Origin of the sequence: Micromonospora sp. NPDC048830 (assembly GCF_043198215.1) — a bacterium.
Lineage (GTDB): Bacteria > Actinomycetota > Actinomycetes > Mycobacteriales > Micromonosporaceae > Micromonospora.
Window position 1 is genome coordinate 1 of sequence record NZ_JBICUP010000047.1, and the last position, 14,418, is coordinate 14,418.

Sequence of the window (14,418 nt, forward strand, 5' to 3'; positions counted from 1 at the left end):
TTGGCGGCGAATGGGCTATCCCTGACCTGCTCCGCAGGGGTTCCGTTTCCTCCCCACGGCTAAAGCCGGGGGTTTCCACGGAAGACATTCGATGACTCCGTACAGGATCGCTGCCTACCGGGCCGGCCCCCGGGGCCCGACAGTTGGTCGCATGACCAGCCTGCACCACCCGCCCACCCGTGCTCGCCGCCGACCCGACGTCGCCCGGCGGCCTGCGCCGCTGTCCGCGCTGGCGCGCCCGCGCGACGTGTTCGCGTACCTCGGCCCGAACTGGTTCGCCGCGGTGATGGGCACCGGCATCGTGGCCACCGCGGGGGCCGGCCTGCCCGTGCGCCTGCCCGGTCTGCGGTACGCCGCCACGGTGGTCTGGGCCGCGGCGGCGCTGCTGCTGGTGGCGCTCGTCGCCGCGTGGGCGGTGCACCTGCGCCGGCACCGGGACACCGCCCTCGGGCACGCGGCCGACCCGGTGATGGCGCAGTTCTGGGGCGCGCCCCCGATGGCCCTGATGACCGTCGGCGGCGGCGCGCTGCTCCTCGGCAGCGCGTGGATCGGCCAGCCGGCTGCCGTCGCGGTCGGTCTCGCCCTGTGGAGCGCCGGGACAGGGCTGGGTCTGCTCACTGCGGTGGCGATCCCGTACCTGATGATGACCCGGCACCGGATCGGGCCGGACGCGGCGTTCGGCGGCTGGCTGATGCCGGTGGTCCCACCGATGGTCTCGGCCGCCAACGGTGCGCTGCTCGTGCCGCACCTGCCGGCCGGGCAGGCCCGGCTCGACATGGTCGTCGCCTGCTACGCGATGTTCGGCGCCAGCCTGCTCGCCACCCTGATCATCCTGCCGCAGCTGTGGTCACGGCTGGTCGTGCACGGGGTCGGGGCCGCGCGGATGGTCCCCACCCTGTGGATCGTGCTGGGGCCGCTGGGGCAGTCGATCACCGCCGCCCACCTGCTCGCCCGGTCCGCCGGCGGCGTCCTGCCTGAACCGTACGCGGCAGGGGCGCAGATGCTCGCCGTGCTCTACGGCGTGCCGGCAATGGGGTTCGCCCTGCTCTGGCTGACCCTGGCTGCCGCGATCACCATCCGCACCGCCCGCGCCGGGCTGCCGTTCTCGCTCACCTGGTGGAGCTTCACCTTCCCGGTCGGCACCCTGGTCACCGGCGTTTCCGGCCTGGCCGCGCGGTCCGGCTCGGCCATGCTGGCCACGCTCGCCGTGCTGCTGTACGGGCTGCTGCTCGCCTCCTGGGCGGCGGTCGCGACCCGTACTGCCCGAGGTGCGTGGCACGGGCACCTCTTCCTCCCCCCTGCCGCGCCCAGGTGACCAGTGGCAGAAGCAGCGCCCGGGTGCCGCGCCGCCGACCCGTACGGGCTCAGACCGGTTGCCCAGGCTTCGACGGAATGGTTGTTCCGCGTCGCCGCCCGCAATCCTCCGAAGGAGCGGTGCGACGGGCCCGACCGCACACCGTTCCGCGGCCCCCGGACGCGCGTGTCACGACTTCGGAGACGGGACGGGTCAGCCGCCCGCGCCGCCGGAGTCCATGATCGCCTTGAGGCCGAGGGCGTACACGTCGGCGGGGACACCCTCGGGATCGATGAGGTGCTGGAGGGCGACACCCACGTCCAGCGCGGTCATCAGGATCGCCAGCTGACTGGCCGGGATCGGCGGCTGGCCGCCGGTCCGCTCGGTGATCCGCTTGGCGTTGTGCTCGCGTACGGCCTGGAGCCACTGCGCCATGGCGTCACGGGCGGCCGGGGTCCGCATGCTGTACAGCCAGAACTCCAGGAGCGCCATGGCGAACCTGCGGGTCTCCGGCAGCGAGATCACGGACTCGTAGCTGTCACCCAGCGAGTCGGCCGCGGCACCGGGGTCGACGGCGGGGCCGGCGTCGGCGATCTGGTCGGTGTAACGGCGCTCGAGGATCGCCGCCAACAGGCCGTGCTTCCCGTCGAAGTTGGCGTAGATCGCACCCTTGGTCAGCTCCGCCTCGGCGGCGACCTCCTCGAGCGAGGTCTGGTGGATCCCCCGCTCGGCGAACAGCGTCTCCGCCGCGTCGAGCAGACGCTGGCGGGTCCGCTGCTGTTGTTGCGCCCGGGTCAGTCGCTCACCCATGTCGCGATCCTTCCACACCACCAGGGTGCTTGACATCCCCGACGGTATCCAGATACTCGACGGTATGCGGATATCGGCCGGAATCTGGAGGATGTGATGTTGCTCCAGATCGATCACTTGACCAAGATCTACCAGCGCGACGTACGGGCCAACGACGACCTCTCGCTACACGTAGCCGAGGGAGAGGTGCTCGGCCTGCTCGGGCACAACGGTGCGGGGAAGACGACCCTGCTCAACCAGGTCGCCGGCCTGGCGAAGCCGACAGAGGGCACGATCAGGATCGACGGCCGGGACCCCGTCGCCGACCCGGCATTCGCGCGACAGGTCTGCTCGCTGCAGCTGCAGGCCCAGGCGCCGCTGACCGGGGTCACCCCGAGGCAGGCGATCGACATCCTCGGCCGGATCCGTGGCGGCAGCCGCCAGCGGGTGAAGGAACGCTCCGAGCAGCTCATGTCCGCCCTCGACATCACCGAGTGGGCCGACACGCCGGGTGAGAAGCTGTCCGGCGGTATCCGCCGGCTGACCGCCTTCTGCATGGCGGTGGTCGAGCCCGGTCGCCTGGTCATGCTCGACGAGCCCACCAACGACGTCGACCCGGTGCGCCGCCGGTTGATGTGGGAGCAGGTCCGCAAGCTCGCCACCGACGGCTGCGCGGTCATCATCGTCACGCACAACGTGACCGAGGCCGAGCGCAGCGTCGACCGGCTCGTCGTGCTCGACCACGGCCGCGTCGCCGCTACCGGCACGCCGGCCGAGCTGCGCCGCCAGGCCTCCAGCGATCTCCGGCTCGAACTGACGCTGCAGCCCGGCGCGGCCGTGCCCGAGGCACCGGCCTGGGCGAGTTCCACGAACGTGACCGACCAGCGCATGGTCATCTCCATCGCCTCGGCCGACGCCCCGCAGGCGATCGCGTGGGCGCAACAGCTTCACGCCGCCGAAGGCATCGCCCAGTTCGTCCTGAACCCGATCAGCCTCGAAGACATCTACGTCGGCCTGACCAACACCTCCGAGGAGAACCACGATGCGGTGGCTGCGTAGTTACCTGTTGCTCCTGCGCTGGCACGCGATCCGGCTCAAGTTCATACTCCCGCTGATGCTCGTCATCCAGACGCTGCTGGCGGTCGGCATCGTGGTCGGCTTCTCGTTCCTCATGCCCGAGGTCGACAAGGCCACCGCCCTCTACCTGGCGACGGGGGCCCCCACCCTCGGCCTGATCACCGTCGGCATGGTGCTCGCCCCTCAGATGATCGCGCAGAGCAAGACAGAGGGAACGTTCGAGTACAACCGGACGCTTCCGGTGCCTCGGACGGCGATCCTGGCCGCGGACGTCACCACCTGGCTCCTGACGTCCCTGCCGGGCCTGGCCCTGGCCCTGCTCACCGCCACGCTGCGGTTCGACCTCGACCTCGACGTCAGTCCACTCGTCGTCCCGGCGATCCTGCTCGTCGCGCTGACCGCCACCGGCCTCGGCTACGCCGTCGCCTACGCGGTGCCACCCGCCGTCGCCAGCCTGATATCTCAGGTGATCGTCTTCATCGCCCTGATGTTCTCCCCGATCAACTTCCCGGCCGACCGGCTGCCGGGCTGGCTGCAGGCGGTGCACGACGTGCTGCCGTTCCAGTACATGGCCGACGCCATTCGTGACACCCTCGCCGCGGGCGCGAACGGTGTCAGCGGCCTCCCGTTCGCCGTACTCGCCGTCTGGTGCGTGGCCGGTCTCGCGCTCACCCTGCGGGTCATGACCCGCAGGAGCTGAGCAGGCGTTCGGAGAGCTGGAATGCGGATGCGGGGTGTGGCGTCCTCCGACGGCGTCGCACCCCGCCACCGGCAACCGCGGTACGCCGGGCGCCCGCACCCGAAACGCCGAACCGGCCCAGGGCAGCCGCCCGGAGCTGGTTCCTTCAACCGCCCGCCCTACACCTCTTCGAGCAGGCCCTGTTTGATCGCCACCGCCGCGGCCAACGTCCGGTTCGAACAGTTCAACTTCAACAACACACTCGCCACCAGCCGCTTCACCCCATGCTGACTGATCAACATCCGACGAGCGATCTGCTTGTTACTCAACCCCTCAGCCAACAACACCAACGTCTCACGCTCCCGCGGCGTCAACCGCACACCCTCCGACCGCTCCGGCGACACCGCCCCCCGCGCCCGCTCCAACAACCGATTCGCCAACACCGCCGGCATCGGCACCTCACCCACCAACATCCGACCCAACGCCTGCCCCAACGCCTCCCGCGTCACCTCGTCCTGAATCAAAAACCCATTACTCGGCAACCGCGTCACCGCATCCAGACACGCCGCACCACGACCGATCAAATGCAGAATCTTCGCCCCCCGACGATGCGCCGCCTCAACAACCCCATCCAGACTCCCCACACCCACGTCCTCACACGCCACAACCAGCACGTCAAAAGAACGACCAGCGGGAAACCGCTCCAGATCCGCCACCACCGCATGCACCTCAGCCACCAGATCAAGCGAGCCGAGCATGTCGTGGAGACCCCGACGCGTCACCTCGTTGTCGGCGAGAACGAGGACGCTACAGCCGGGTTGCCCCTGTTCAATCGGGTTGTCGGATTGCTTCACATCGACCAGCCCCTTCCCCGTCGCGACCCCGTGAAGGAGAGTGTTACTTGGCTGTTACAGCCTACGACAGAAATCCGCAAGAGATCAAATCCCATGCGGACAAATCCCGCCGATCAGATTAGCCAGTGACGCCAACCGATAGGTCAACTTGTTTTGGCAGGTCGGGACCGGTTTTGGAGCCCAACCCCCGACACCACCGGACACAGCGGACCTGACGGCCCGACGCCGTGCCGAGCGGCGAACCGACGGGTGACCCGCCGCGGCGTCCGCAGCGAGAGTCCGCAGGTCCGACCGGCTCTGTCCACCAGTCGTACAGGACATGCCGCCCCCTGGAACCAGTTCCGCCAATCCCGGTCGAGCGTGCTCGATTCGGGCCGATGCCTGGAATCCTGCCTATACTAGATCGATGGTCGAGAAACTGCCCGCCGAGAGTTCAGTGACCCGGGAGGTCGTGCTCTCGCTGCCGTTCACGGGCTTGTGGCTGGCACGCAACAGCCCGGCCCGGCGGGTCCCGAGTCACGGGTCCGACCTGTTGGGCGAGCGCTACGCCATCGACTTCATCGGCGTGGACGATCATCGTCGGACCGCCGGCACCCGCGACTGGCGGACCTTCCTCGCCACCGAACCACCCGAGCGGTTCTTCGCCTTCGGCCGGCCGATCCTGGCACCGGCCGACGGCGTCGTCGTCGACGTGCACGACGGCGAGGTCGATCATGCCGGACGGCGGTCACAGCTGGCCCTCGTGCCGTACATGTTGGGTCAGCTGGAGCGGCTCCGGCAGGGAGTGGGCGCCGTTGCCGGCAACTACCTGATCATCGCGCTGCGCGACAGCGACGTGTTCGTCGCCCTCGCGCACCTGCGGGCCGGCTCGATCCGGGTGGCCGTCGGCGAGGAGGTGCGGACGGGGCAGCCGGTCGCGGACTGCGGCAACTCCGGCAACTCGACGCAGCCGCACGTGCACGTACAGGTGATGGACAGCGTGGACCTGTCCGTTGCCCGCGGCGTACCGATGGCCTTCCGGCACTTCCGCGAACGCCCCCGCGGCGCGCGGCAGTTCCAGGTCAGGGAGTCCGGCATTCCGGGCGAGGAGGCTGTCGTCGAGCCGCTGCCCGTACCGGCCGCGGAGGACCTGGGTACCTGACCGAGGCACCACACGCCGCGGCGTCGCGTCGCGGCCCGGAGCGGGGCTGCGACGCGACGCCTACGCGACAGCCGGGCCGGCCGGATCGATGCTCGGGTAGCCGATGATGCCCGTGCGGGCGTCAAGGGTGAGCACGATCCGGCCGCCGACGACTAGGCGGCCTGCGCCTCCTCGGGCTTGAGGTGCCCGGTGCCGCTGAGCGACGCCAGGTCGATGTCGGCGACGCACCGGACCTTCACGTAGTCGAGGGTGAGCGTCCCCTCGATGTGGGCGCTACCGCTGCCGTTGGCGAAGTCGGCGCGGCTGAGATCGGTCGCCGCCTCGTCGACGCGCACGCCCAGGTCGGTTCCGCCGCTGGTGTCCGGGAACTTGATGAAGACGTACCCGATCTCGGTGGCACGCTTCTGGAGCTCGTCCAGGGAGGGATCGGGGCCGCCGACGACGACGCTCTGATTCTCCACGGAGAGGCGCTGAATAAGGTCATTCACAGGAACATCCTCCACATCTGCTAATAGGCGGCCGGTACGGCTTCCTTGGGTTCGACCGGCACGTCGTCGATGATTTCCCGTCGCTTCCCCGGCCACCAGCTGCGCTCGCCGACCTTCACGGCGATGGCCGGCACGAGGAGCGTCCGGATCACGAATGTGTCCAGCAGAAGCCGGTGCCGGCAAGTCCCTTGCCAGCGACCAGCGACAATCGCTTTGCCAGCCTTCAGGAACGACGCCGTCTCTTTTCTGTCCCACCCGCCCAGGTCGTTTGCCCGCCGAGCCCCTTCACAGTTTCTTGCCCACGCCGCGGTCCTAGGCCCCCTGAGCCGACTCCTCCATCTTCTTGCGGAGGCTCAGCGGGCGCATGTCGGTCCAGACCTCCTTGACGTAGGCCAGGCACTCGTCCTTGGTGCCGGAGACCCCCGTGTCCTTCCAGCCGGCGGGAACGTCGAGGAAATCGGGCCAGAGCGAGTACTGCTCCTCGTGGTTGACGAGAACCTTGACGGCGGTGTCTTCCATCGGATTCGCTTCCTATCTGCGTCGGGTGCTTCTTCTCAGTGCACGATCAGCTTGCCGGAGCGGAGGCGCTTCGCCGGCCGGCATCCTTGCCGATGAAGAGCCACGGCGCCTCCTTGCGGCGCCGCTCCTCGTAGGCCAAGATTTCGCCCTTGCGGGAGAGCGTCCAGTCGACGCTGTCGAGGCCTTCCAGGAGGGCACTCTTCTTGAACGGGTCCAGGTCGAAGCCGAAGGTCCGCCCGTCGGGCATCGCGACGGTCTGGGCGGGCAGGTCGATCTGCAGCTTGTACTGCTCCTGGCCGGCGAGGGTCGCCTGGATGTCCTCCACCGTCGAGTTGTTCAGGACGACCGGGAGGATGCTGCTGTTGAAGCAGTTGTTGTAGAAGATGTCCGCGAAGCTGGGCGCGATGATGCAGCGGAAGCCGAACTCGCGGAGCGCCCAGGGAGCGTGCTCGCGCGAGGAGCCGCAGCCGAAGTTCGGGCCGGCGACCAGGATGGTGGCGCCCGCGTAGGCCGGCCGGTTCAGCTCGAAGTCGGGGTTCGGCGCCTTGTCGTCGCTGATGTAGCGCCAGTTCGCGAAGAGGGCGTCGGCGAATCCGGTACGGCGGATCGTCTTCAAAAAACGGGCCGGCACGATGTCGTCTGTGTTGACATTGGACCGGGCCAGCGGCGCGGCCACCCCGAGATGTGTGACGAACTTTTCCATGGGAGCCTGGCCTTTCTACAGGTTGCGAGCGTCGACGAAGTGTCCGGCAACCGCCGCGGCGGCGGCCATGAGCGGGCTGACGAGGTGGGTGCGGCCGCCGCGTCCCTGACGGCCCTCGAAGTTCCGGTTGCTCGTCGAGGCGCACCGCTCGCCGGGGGCGAGGCGGTCGCCGTTCATGGCGATGCACATGCTGCAACCCGCCTCGCGCCACTGGAAGCCGGCCGCCCGGAAGATGTCGGCCAGCCCCTCCTCCTCGGCCTGGCGGCTGACCAGCATCGAGCCGGGTACGACCAGGGCGCGCACGTTCGGCGCCACCTGCTTGCCCACGACGTAGCTGGCCGCCATGCGCAGGTCTTCGATGCGCGAGTTGGTGCACGAGCCGATGAACACCGTCTGGATCTCGATGTCCTCGATCTTCTGGCCCGGAGTCAGCCCCATGTACTCCAGCGCCCGTTCGTAGGCCTGGCGGGTGACGACGTCACTCTCGTCCGCCGGGTCGGGTACGACGCCGGTGATGTCGGCGACCATGCCCGGATCCGTGCCCCAGGTGACCTGAGGTACGAGATCATCGACGTTGATGTCGAGGACGGCGTCGAAGTGGGCGCCGGGGTCGCTGGCCAGCTCCCGCCAGTTGGCCGCGGCCAGCTCGAAGAGCTCGCCCTCGGGAGCGTACGGGCGGCCCTTCACGTACTCGATCGTGACCTCGTCGGGGGCGACCATGCCGGCGCGCGCGCCGGCCTCGATCGCCATGTTGCACAGGGTCATGCGCCCCTCGACGGAGAGGGAGCGGATGGCGGACCCGCTGAACTCGATGACGTGGTTGGAGCCGACGTTCGTGCCGAACTTGCGGATGATCGCCAGCGCCACGTCCTTCGCGGTGACGCCGGGCGAGAGCGTCCCCTCGACCCGGATGTTCATCGTCTTCGGCTTCTGCTGCTGCAGGCACTGGGTCGCCATGACGTGCTCGACCTCACTGGTGCCGATGCCGATGGCGAAGGTTCCCAGGGCGCCGTGGGTGGAGGTGTGGGAGTCTCCGCAGACGACGGTCATGCCCGGAAGGGAGATGCCGAGCTCAGGGCCGACCACGTGGACGATGCCCTGGTACTCGTCCTTCATGTCGAAGAGGGTGACCCCGAAGTCGCGGGCGTTCTCCTCCATCGTCTCGATGCAGGTCACGCTCGCGGCGTCGACGACGTCGATCATGCGACGACCGAGGACGGTGGGCACGTTGTGGTCGATCACCGCGATGGTGGCGTCGGTGCGGTGGACCGGGAGGTTGCGGGCCCGCAGACCCGCGAAGGCCTGGGGCGACGTCGCCTCGTGGGTGAGGTGACGGTCGATGTAGATGACCGGCACCTCACCGGGCTCGTCGCGCACCACGTGGGCGTCCCAGATCTTGTCGAACATTGTTCGTGGACTCATGTCGTATCTCCAACCTGGGGGATGGTGTGAGGTTCCCCGCGTCTTCTGCGTATTCGAGCGGACTCAGGACTTCGCGAACCAGGCCTCCAGTTCCTCGCCTTCCAGTTCGCGACCCAGGCCCTTGGCGTAGTTGAGGATTTCCTCGGCGCGCTCGGTGGAGAGCTTCTCGGGGTCACGGCCGCTCTCCAGCCAGGCGAGCTTCACCGAGCTCAGCCCGCTCCACTGGCTGACGCCCACCGAGTAGGCGCCGCCGATCGTGGCGGGGTCGATCGCCGAGTACACGGTGCGGGCCATCGTGCGCAGCTTGCTGTCCAGCTCGAAGTCCTGCGCCTTCCGGGCGTTCTCGGCGAGGGCGTTCGCCTTGAGAATGGCGTCGGTGTGGATGCCGGAGCTGGTGTAGCTGTAGCGCTTGCCCAGCACACCGTGCTCGGCGGTGGTGACGCCGACCATCTCCTGGTAGAACGAGATCAGGCCGAGGAGTTCGGCCATGTTCCAGCCGACCGGCAGGCCGTTCTCCTGCCGGATGGCGGCCAGGTTGAGCACCACTTCCTCGAGCGAGGCATTGCCCGAACGCTCGCCGACGCCACGCGACACGACGTGGATGCGGTTGGCGCCGGCCGCGAGGGCCATCATGGCGTTGCCCAGGGCGTTTCCGGTGTCACGGTGGCCGTGCCAGTCCAGCTTCATGTCCGGGGTCCCCAGCTCGTCGAGGAGCTGACGGATGAAGGCGCAGAGGCGGTAGGCGCCGACCGGGCGCGCGATGCCGATGGTGTCTGCGACCGCGACGCGGTAGGCGCCGTTCTCGACCTGGACGCGGGTGATCTCGCGGACGTCCTGCGGTGACGTCTGGGTGGTGTGCTCGGTGCCGCCGATGACGGGAATGCCCTCGTCGACGGTCTGCTTGACGAACGACTCGAGCTTGCCGAGGACGAAGTCCAGGTCCCAGCCCTGGACCATCCGGCGCGACGGAGAGCTGCCCATGAAGACGATGGACTCGAGCGCGGGGTGGATCTCCTTGCACTCGGCGGTCCACTTGAGAGAGGCCGGCGTGCAGACCGACAGCACCGAGGGGACGATCCCGGGGAACTGGTCGCGCATCCCGGCGAGCACTTCCTTGATCGTCGCGTCGAGCGCGCCGGCCCCGGAGTAGATGCCGACCGTGGCGGACCGGATGCCGAAGTTGTTCAACAGTTCGAGGTACTGCAGCATCTCGTCGACGGACGGGTACCTGCCGACGCCCTGGAGCCCGTCCCGCAGGCACTCGGACAGGACGATGTCGGGCTGGGAGGCCTGCAGCGGGGTCGGCTCGCCCGGAAGGGACTCGGGCAGCGGCGCGAGCGGATTGGGATCGCTGTTCCAGTTGAAGTCGACAACCACGCCGGTGGAGCGCAGCTGGGCCTCCCCGAAACCGTTTGTCGGTGTTCCACTCGCCGAGTTTGTCATTGGAACCTCCTGAATTAAGCGATCGCTTATATTGCTTTTCGGAGATGGCGAATCAGTCCATCACCACCGGCAGGATCCCTACCGAGAAGCGGATGTACTGGTCGGAGTAGCCGAAGGTGGAGCCCGGAATTCCCGCGATGCCGGTCTTCTCGAGTACCGAGAAGCAGTCCTCTCCCTCGCGGAGCTTGCTCCAGTTGTAGATGGTCGCGTCGTCGTCGAGGTAGATGTGTTCGAAGAGTTGATGCTGCTCATCGAGGCGCCGGAGCTGCTCCCTCAACTGAGCCCGCCGCAGGCCGTAGAGGCGACGAATCTTTTCGATGAGATGCGGGTTTTCGCGGAACAACTGGTAGTAGGCCATGAGGCGCAACTGCCACTCGCCGGGCATCGAGGCGACACTGTTGATCCAACTGCCGACCATGCGGGCCGCGAGGCCGGTGTCGCCGAATGTGACCCACCCGAAACGCTCGCCCGTGAGGGTGTGCGTCTTGGAGAAGCTGCTCACGTAGATGAGTTGGTCACCGATGTCGGAGGCAGAGGTCAGGGCGCGCATGCGGGCCTCGTCCTCCGCCGGGATGCCCGTGCCGACGTAGGCCAGGTCAGCCAGCAGGTGGACGACGCGTCCCCGCTGCCGCTGCAGACGCAGGACGTCGAGCAGCTCGCGCAGCTCATCGGGCTGGTACGCGAAGGTCGCCGGGTTGCTGGTGACGGTGAGATAGATGACCTTGATGTCCGCGTGCTCGTCGAGCGCCCGTGCGAGCTGCCCGGCGGTCATCTTGAAGCAGTCCTCGGGCCGGGTCTCGATGCGGCGGACCCGGTAGCCGTTGGCGAGGGCCTGGGCCTCGAGGATGTTGAAGCCCGGCGTGGGGCAGAGCACCGCGCCGACGTATCCCGGGCCCTGGCGGACGAGCGGGCCCAAGCCACCGAGAACCTTGTTCATGCAGTCGGTCGCGCCCAGCCCGATCGCGATGTGTTCAGCGGTGACCGACAGGCCCCACTGCTGCATGTCCTCGGCCAGCCAGCCGCGCAGGATGGGGTTGCCCACGGTGGCGAGGTCGTAGCTGCGCGGGTCGAAACCGTTCTTCAGGAGCAGGCGCTCCGCTTCCTGCATCTGGTCGCGCAACCATCGGTACATCTTGCCGGTCGCGATGTATCCCTGCAGGTCCTCGCCGGGCAGCGCGACTCCCAACTCGTCACCGAGCCGCCGGTAGTCCCCCGGGCCACCCTCCTCTCCGTCGCATTCGGAGATGAGGCGCACATTGACGTCACCGATCGTGCGGTTCACGATTTCCAGACGCATTGCGGTCTCGTCCAGATGGCGTTCCGCACACTCCCGCTCGAGCGCTTGCACGATGGATGCCATCATGCGGATGGGGGGCTCGCCACTGGCCTGCAGCTGGGCGCGATACTGTTGCACCAGCTCCATGCGGAGCTGTCGAACGATCAGGCGCTGTTCTTCCAGGTCGATCTCCGGCCTAACCACACTGTTCTGCAGTACCATGAGCGACGAACCTCCCCTGAATAGTCAAGCGACACAACCGGAACCGGCCGATATCACGGCCGGCGCACAGCTGTGGCGATTCGCTTCCCCATTTCGCGAGTCCCGATCACCTTCGTCCCCTCCTCCTGGATGTCGACCGTGCGATAGCCGTCCTGAATCACCTCCTCGACGGCTGCCTCGACGGCAAGGGCCTCCTCGTGGAGGCCGAGCGAGTGACGCAGAAGCATCGCGGCCGAGAGGACGGCGGCGACCGGATTGGCCTTGTCCTGCCCCTCGATGTCGGGCGCGGAGCCGTGGATCGGCTCGTACAGGCCGAAGGTGCCCGAGCCGGTCCGGCGCACTCCCAGGCTCGCCGACGGGATCATGCCGATGCCGCCGGTCAACATCGAGGCCTCGTCGGTCAGGATGTCGCCGAACAGGTTCTCGGTCACGATGACGTCGAAGCGGGACGGCTCGCGGATGAGGTACATGGCGCAGGCATCGACGAGGATGTGCTCATAGCTCACGGTGGGATAGTCCGCGGCGACCCAGTCGACGATGCGGCGCCAGAGGATCGAGGAGCTGAGCACGTTGGCCTTGTCGACCGAGGTGACCTTACGGCGACGGGCGACCGCGATGTCGAAGGCGGCCCGTACGACGCGCTCGATCTCCTGCTCGGTGTACAGGAGAGTGTCGACAGCTTCCTCGCCCTGCTCGGTGCGGCGGATCTCGCTGGGCTTGCCCGGAATCGATTCCAGGTGCCCGTAGTAGAGACCGGCGGACAGTTCGCGGACGAAGATCAGGTCGGTGCCCTCGAGATAGTTCGGCTTGAGTGGCGAAGCACTGTAGAGGCTTCTCGACGGCCGGATGGGACGCAGGTTCGCGAAGAACTGGAAGTCCTTGCGCAGCCGGAACAGGGCCTGCTCCGGCTTGACCTTGGCGTTCTGCCGCTCGTGCGCCGGCAGGCTGCCGATGGCACCGAAGAGGATGGCATCGCTCTCGGCGCAGGTCTGCATGGTGGCCTCGGAGATGGCCACCCCCTCGGCCGCGATGCTGGCCAGGCCGGCGAGACGACGGTGGATCGTGAGCTTGTGCTCGTAGAGGTCCGCAACGGTGAGCAGAACCTCGAGAGCCTGCTCCGTGACCTCTGGCCCCACACCGTCGCCGGGCAGGACGGTTACCGCATAATCACCCATGTTCTCTACCCTTTTCGAAGTGGTTCGGCGCTGTATTCGTGCGGGGCCAGAGGCGGAGTTCAGGACTTCGGCTTCGGCTTCTTACCGGCCAGGGCGAGCAGGCGCTGAACCAGCGTGCCGCGCCAGGTGATCATGTCGTGCCCGCCGGTGTACTCGTTGTAGTGCACCTCGTAGCCCTTTTCGAGCAGGACATCGCGCAGCTTGCGGTTCGTCGCCAGCTGGTCGAATTCGGCAATGGCGGCCTCGAGCGAACCGACCTCCATGGAGAATCGGACAGGAAGCTTGGGGCTCTCCGCGAACTGCCGGGTCAACCACTCCATCTCGACATCCGGCGTCATCGGCTCCGGCCACCAGAAGGAGCCGGACTGGGAGATGACGTTGCCGAAGACGTGCGGCAGCTTGAACCCCACGTAGGCCGCAGCCAGTCCGCCGTAACAGGACCCGCCGACATACGCCTTCGCCGGATCGTCGCTGATGTGGTAGTTCTCGCGCAGGAAAGGCATCATCTCCTGCTCGAGGAATTCGGCGAACGGCTCGTGACAGGGCAGTTCCGTGGCACGGACCGCCTGGTCCATGTTGCTGTGCATCACCAGGATGAACGGGTCGATCCGGCCCGCGTACAGGAGGTTGTCCAGCACGGTGGGCGTAGCCGCGAAGCTGAAGTAGGACCAGCCGTCGAAGAGCACGAACACGTTGTACTTCTCGCCGTCGGTGGAGTAGCCGGGCGGCACGTACACCGAGACGTGGTGCTGGGTCTTCAGAATCTCGCTGTCGAGGATGTGCATGTGGTTCTTCCCCTTCGGCACGCCACGCCGCGCGATGTTCCACGGCTGCTTCGGCGCGTCGGGAAGTTCCAGCACCGACACCACGAGGTCGTCGAGGATCGTGACCTCGCGGGGGTTCAGCGGATCCCGGCGATAGAAGGGAATGCGCGCCATGACGTCCGAGTACTTCTCGGTCGGCTCCAGCGGGTCGTTGACCGACAGCAGGTAGGTCGTACGCAGGTCGGACGGCAGGACGTACGCCTTGTAGAAGACGTCCGTCCCCGGAATCCGCTCGAAGAGGTACTCGTCGAAACCGTCCTGGGTCGGCGCGCTGTAGAAGAGCACCAGCACGTTGTCCGTGTCGCCGGGATCGCGCCACAGGAAGGTGGCGAGAGTCCGGCCCTCCTCGCCTTCCATCGGCTGCATCAGCGGAGACCCGTCGACCTCGACGGTCTTCCAGAAATCGTCGAGGGCCCCCGGGTCACCCGCGGCGAGAGCCTCCTTGAGCCGAACGATGCGGTGATCCGTGTATGAATTGGTGGGAGCAATCATCGCGTTCTCCTAGCGCCGGG

General features: G+C 67.6%; 15 protein-coding genes. 4 read left to right on the forward strand and 11 right to left on the reverse strand.

What is annotated here, in order from left to right:
* Nucleotides 1-151 precede the first annotated feature (151 nt).
* The gene (locus ACGFIZ_RS28540) at nucleotides 152-1,315 is read left to right on the forward strand and encodes a TDT family transporter (protein WP_393424485.1); all 1,164 of its coding nucleotides are present in this window, start codon (nucleotides 152-154) and stop codon (nucleotides 1,313-1,315) included.
* 192 nt (nucleotides 1,316-1,507) lie between these two features.
* On the opposite strand, the gene ACGFIZ_RS28545 is transcribed toward ACGFIZ_RS28540, so the two are convergent.
* Nucleotides 1,508-2,104 carry a TetR/AcrR family transcriptional regulator gene (locus ACGFIZ_RS28545; protein ID WP_393424488.1) on the reverse strand — a complete coding sequence of 199 codons (597 nt, stop codon included), beginning with the start codon at nucleotides 2,102-2,104 and terminating at the stop codon, nucleotides 1,508-1,510.
* A 99-nt stretch (nucleotides 2,105-2,203) separates the two neighbouring features.
* Between ACGFIZ_RS28545 and ACGFIZ_RS28550 the strand changes: the two genes are divergently transcribed.
* Nucleotides 2,204-3,142 (forward strand): ATP-binding cassette domain-containing protein, encoded by a 939-nt coding sequence (locus ACGFIZ_RS28550; RefSeq protein WP_393424552.1) that lies wholly within the window; start codon nucleotides 2,204-2,206, stop codon nucleotides 3,140-3,142.
* On the forward strand, nucleotides 3,126-3,860 hold the full coding sequence (locus ACGFIZ_RS28555) for an ABC transporter permease (protein ID WP_393424491.1): 735 nt from the start codon (nucleotides 3,126-3,128) through the stop codon (nucleotides 3,858-3,860). The genes ACGFIZ_RS28550 and ACGFIZ_RS28555 overlap by 17 nt, the downstream gene beginning before the upstream one ends.
* A gap of 158 nt (nucleotides 3,861-4,018) precedes the next feature.
* Here ACGFIZ_RS28555 and ACGFIZ_RS28560 read toward each other — a convergent pair whose 3' ends face one another.
* Nucleotides 4,019-4,693, reverse strand: a complete 675-nt coding sequence (locus ACGFIZ_RS28560; protein WP_393424494.1) for a response regulator transcription factor — start codon at nucleotides 4,691-4,693, stop codon at nucleotides 4,019-4,021.
* 406 nt (nucleotides 4,694-5,099) lie between these two features.
* Here ACGFIZ_RS28560 and ACGFIZ_RS28565 point away from each other — a divergent pair, with 406 nt between their 5' ends.
* Nucleotides 5,100-5,834: a M23 family metallopeptidase gene (locus ACGFIZ_RS28565; RefSeq protein WP_393424496.1), complete on the forward strand. Its 735-nt coding sequence runs from the start codon at nucleotides 5,100-5,102 to the stop codon at nucleotides 5,832-5,834.
* A 152-nt stretch (nucleotides 5,835-5,986) separates the two neighbouring features.
* Here the strand turns inward: ACGFIZ_RS28565 and ACGFIZ_RS28570 are convergent, their stop codons facing one another.
* From ACGFIZ_RS28570 to fes, 9 genes are all read right to left on the reverse strand, one after another.
* Nucleotides 5,987-6,322 carry a hypothetical protein gene (locus ACGFIZ_RS28570; protein ID WP_393424499.1) on the reverse strand — a complete coding sequence of 112 codons (336 nt, stop codon included), beginning with the start codon at nucleotides 6,320-6,322 and terminating at the stop codon, nucleotides 5,987-5,989.
* 20 nt (nucleotides 6,323-6,342) lie between these two features.
* Nucleotides 6,343-6,474, reverse strand: a complete 132-nt coding sequence (locus tag ACGFIZ_RS28575) for a hypothetical protein (protein ID WP_393424502.1) — start codon at nucleotides 6,472-6,474, stop codon at nucleotides 6,343-6,345.
* 160 nt (nucleotides 6,475-6,634) lie between these two features.
* Nucleotides 6,635-6,841 (reverse strand): MbtH family NRPS accessory protein, encoded by a 207-nt coding sequence (locus ACGFIZ_RS28580; RefSeq protein ID WP_347667256.1) that lies wholly within the window; start codon nucleotides 6,839-6,841, stop codon nucleotides 6,635-6,637.
* Between the two features lie 46 nt (nucleotides 6,842-6,887).
* A complete protein-coding gene (gene leuD, locus ACGFIZ_RS28585) occupies nucleotides 6,888-7,544 on the reverse strand; it encodes a 3-isopropylmalate dehydratase small subunit (RefSeq protein ID WP_393424505.1) in 657 nt (218 codons plus the stop codon).
* 15 nt (nucleotides 7,545-7,559) lie between these two features.
* Entirely contained in the window at nucleotides 7,560-8,966 is a 1,407-nt protein-coding gene (gene leuC / locus ACGFIZ_RS28590) for a 3-isopropylmalate dehydratase large subunit (RefSeq protein ID WP_393424508.1), read from the reverse strand.
* Nucleotides 8,967-9,029: 63 nt separating this feature from the next.
* Complete coding sequence (locus ACGFIZ_RS28595) at nucleotides 9,030-10,409, reverse strand: hypothetical protein (protein ID WP_393424511.1); 1,380 nt, start codon at nucleotides 10,407-10,409, stop codon at nucleotides 9,030-9,032.
* A gap of 52 nt (nucleotides 10,410-10,461) precedes the next feature.
* Nucleotides 10,462-11,907, reverse strand: coding sequence for a pyridoxal phosphate-dependent aminotransferase (locus ACGFIZ_RS28600; RefSeq protein ID WP_393424513.1), 1,446 nt, complete (start codon nucleotides 11,905-11,907; stop codon nucleotides 10,462-10,464).
* Nucleotides 11,908-11,960: 53 nt separating this feature from the next.
* Entirely contained in the window at nucleotides 11,961-13,082 is a 1,122-nt protein-coding gene (leuB, locus tag ACGFIZ_RS28605; RefSeq protein WP_393424516.1) for a 3-isopropylmalate dehydrogenase, read from the reverse strand.
* Between the two features lie 59 nt (nucleotides 13,083-13,141).
* Nucleotides 13,142-14,398, reverse strand: a complete 1,257-nt coding sequence (gene fes / locus ACGFIZ_RS28610; protein WP_393424519.1) for an enterochelin esterase — start codon at nucleotides 14,396-14,398, stop codon at nucleotides 13,142-13,144.
* Between the last annotated feature and the right edge of the window lie 20 nt (nucleotides 14,399-14,418).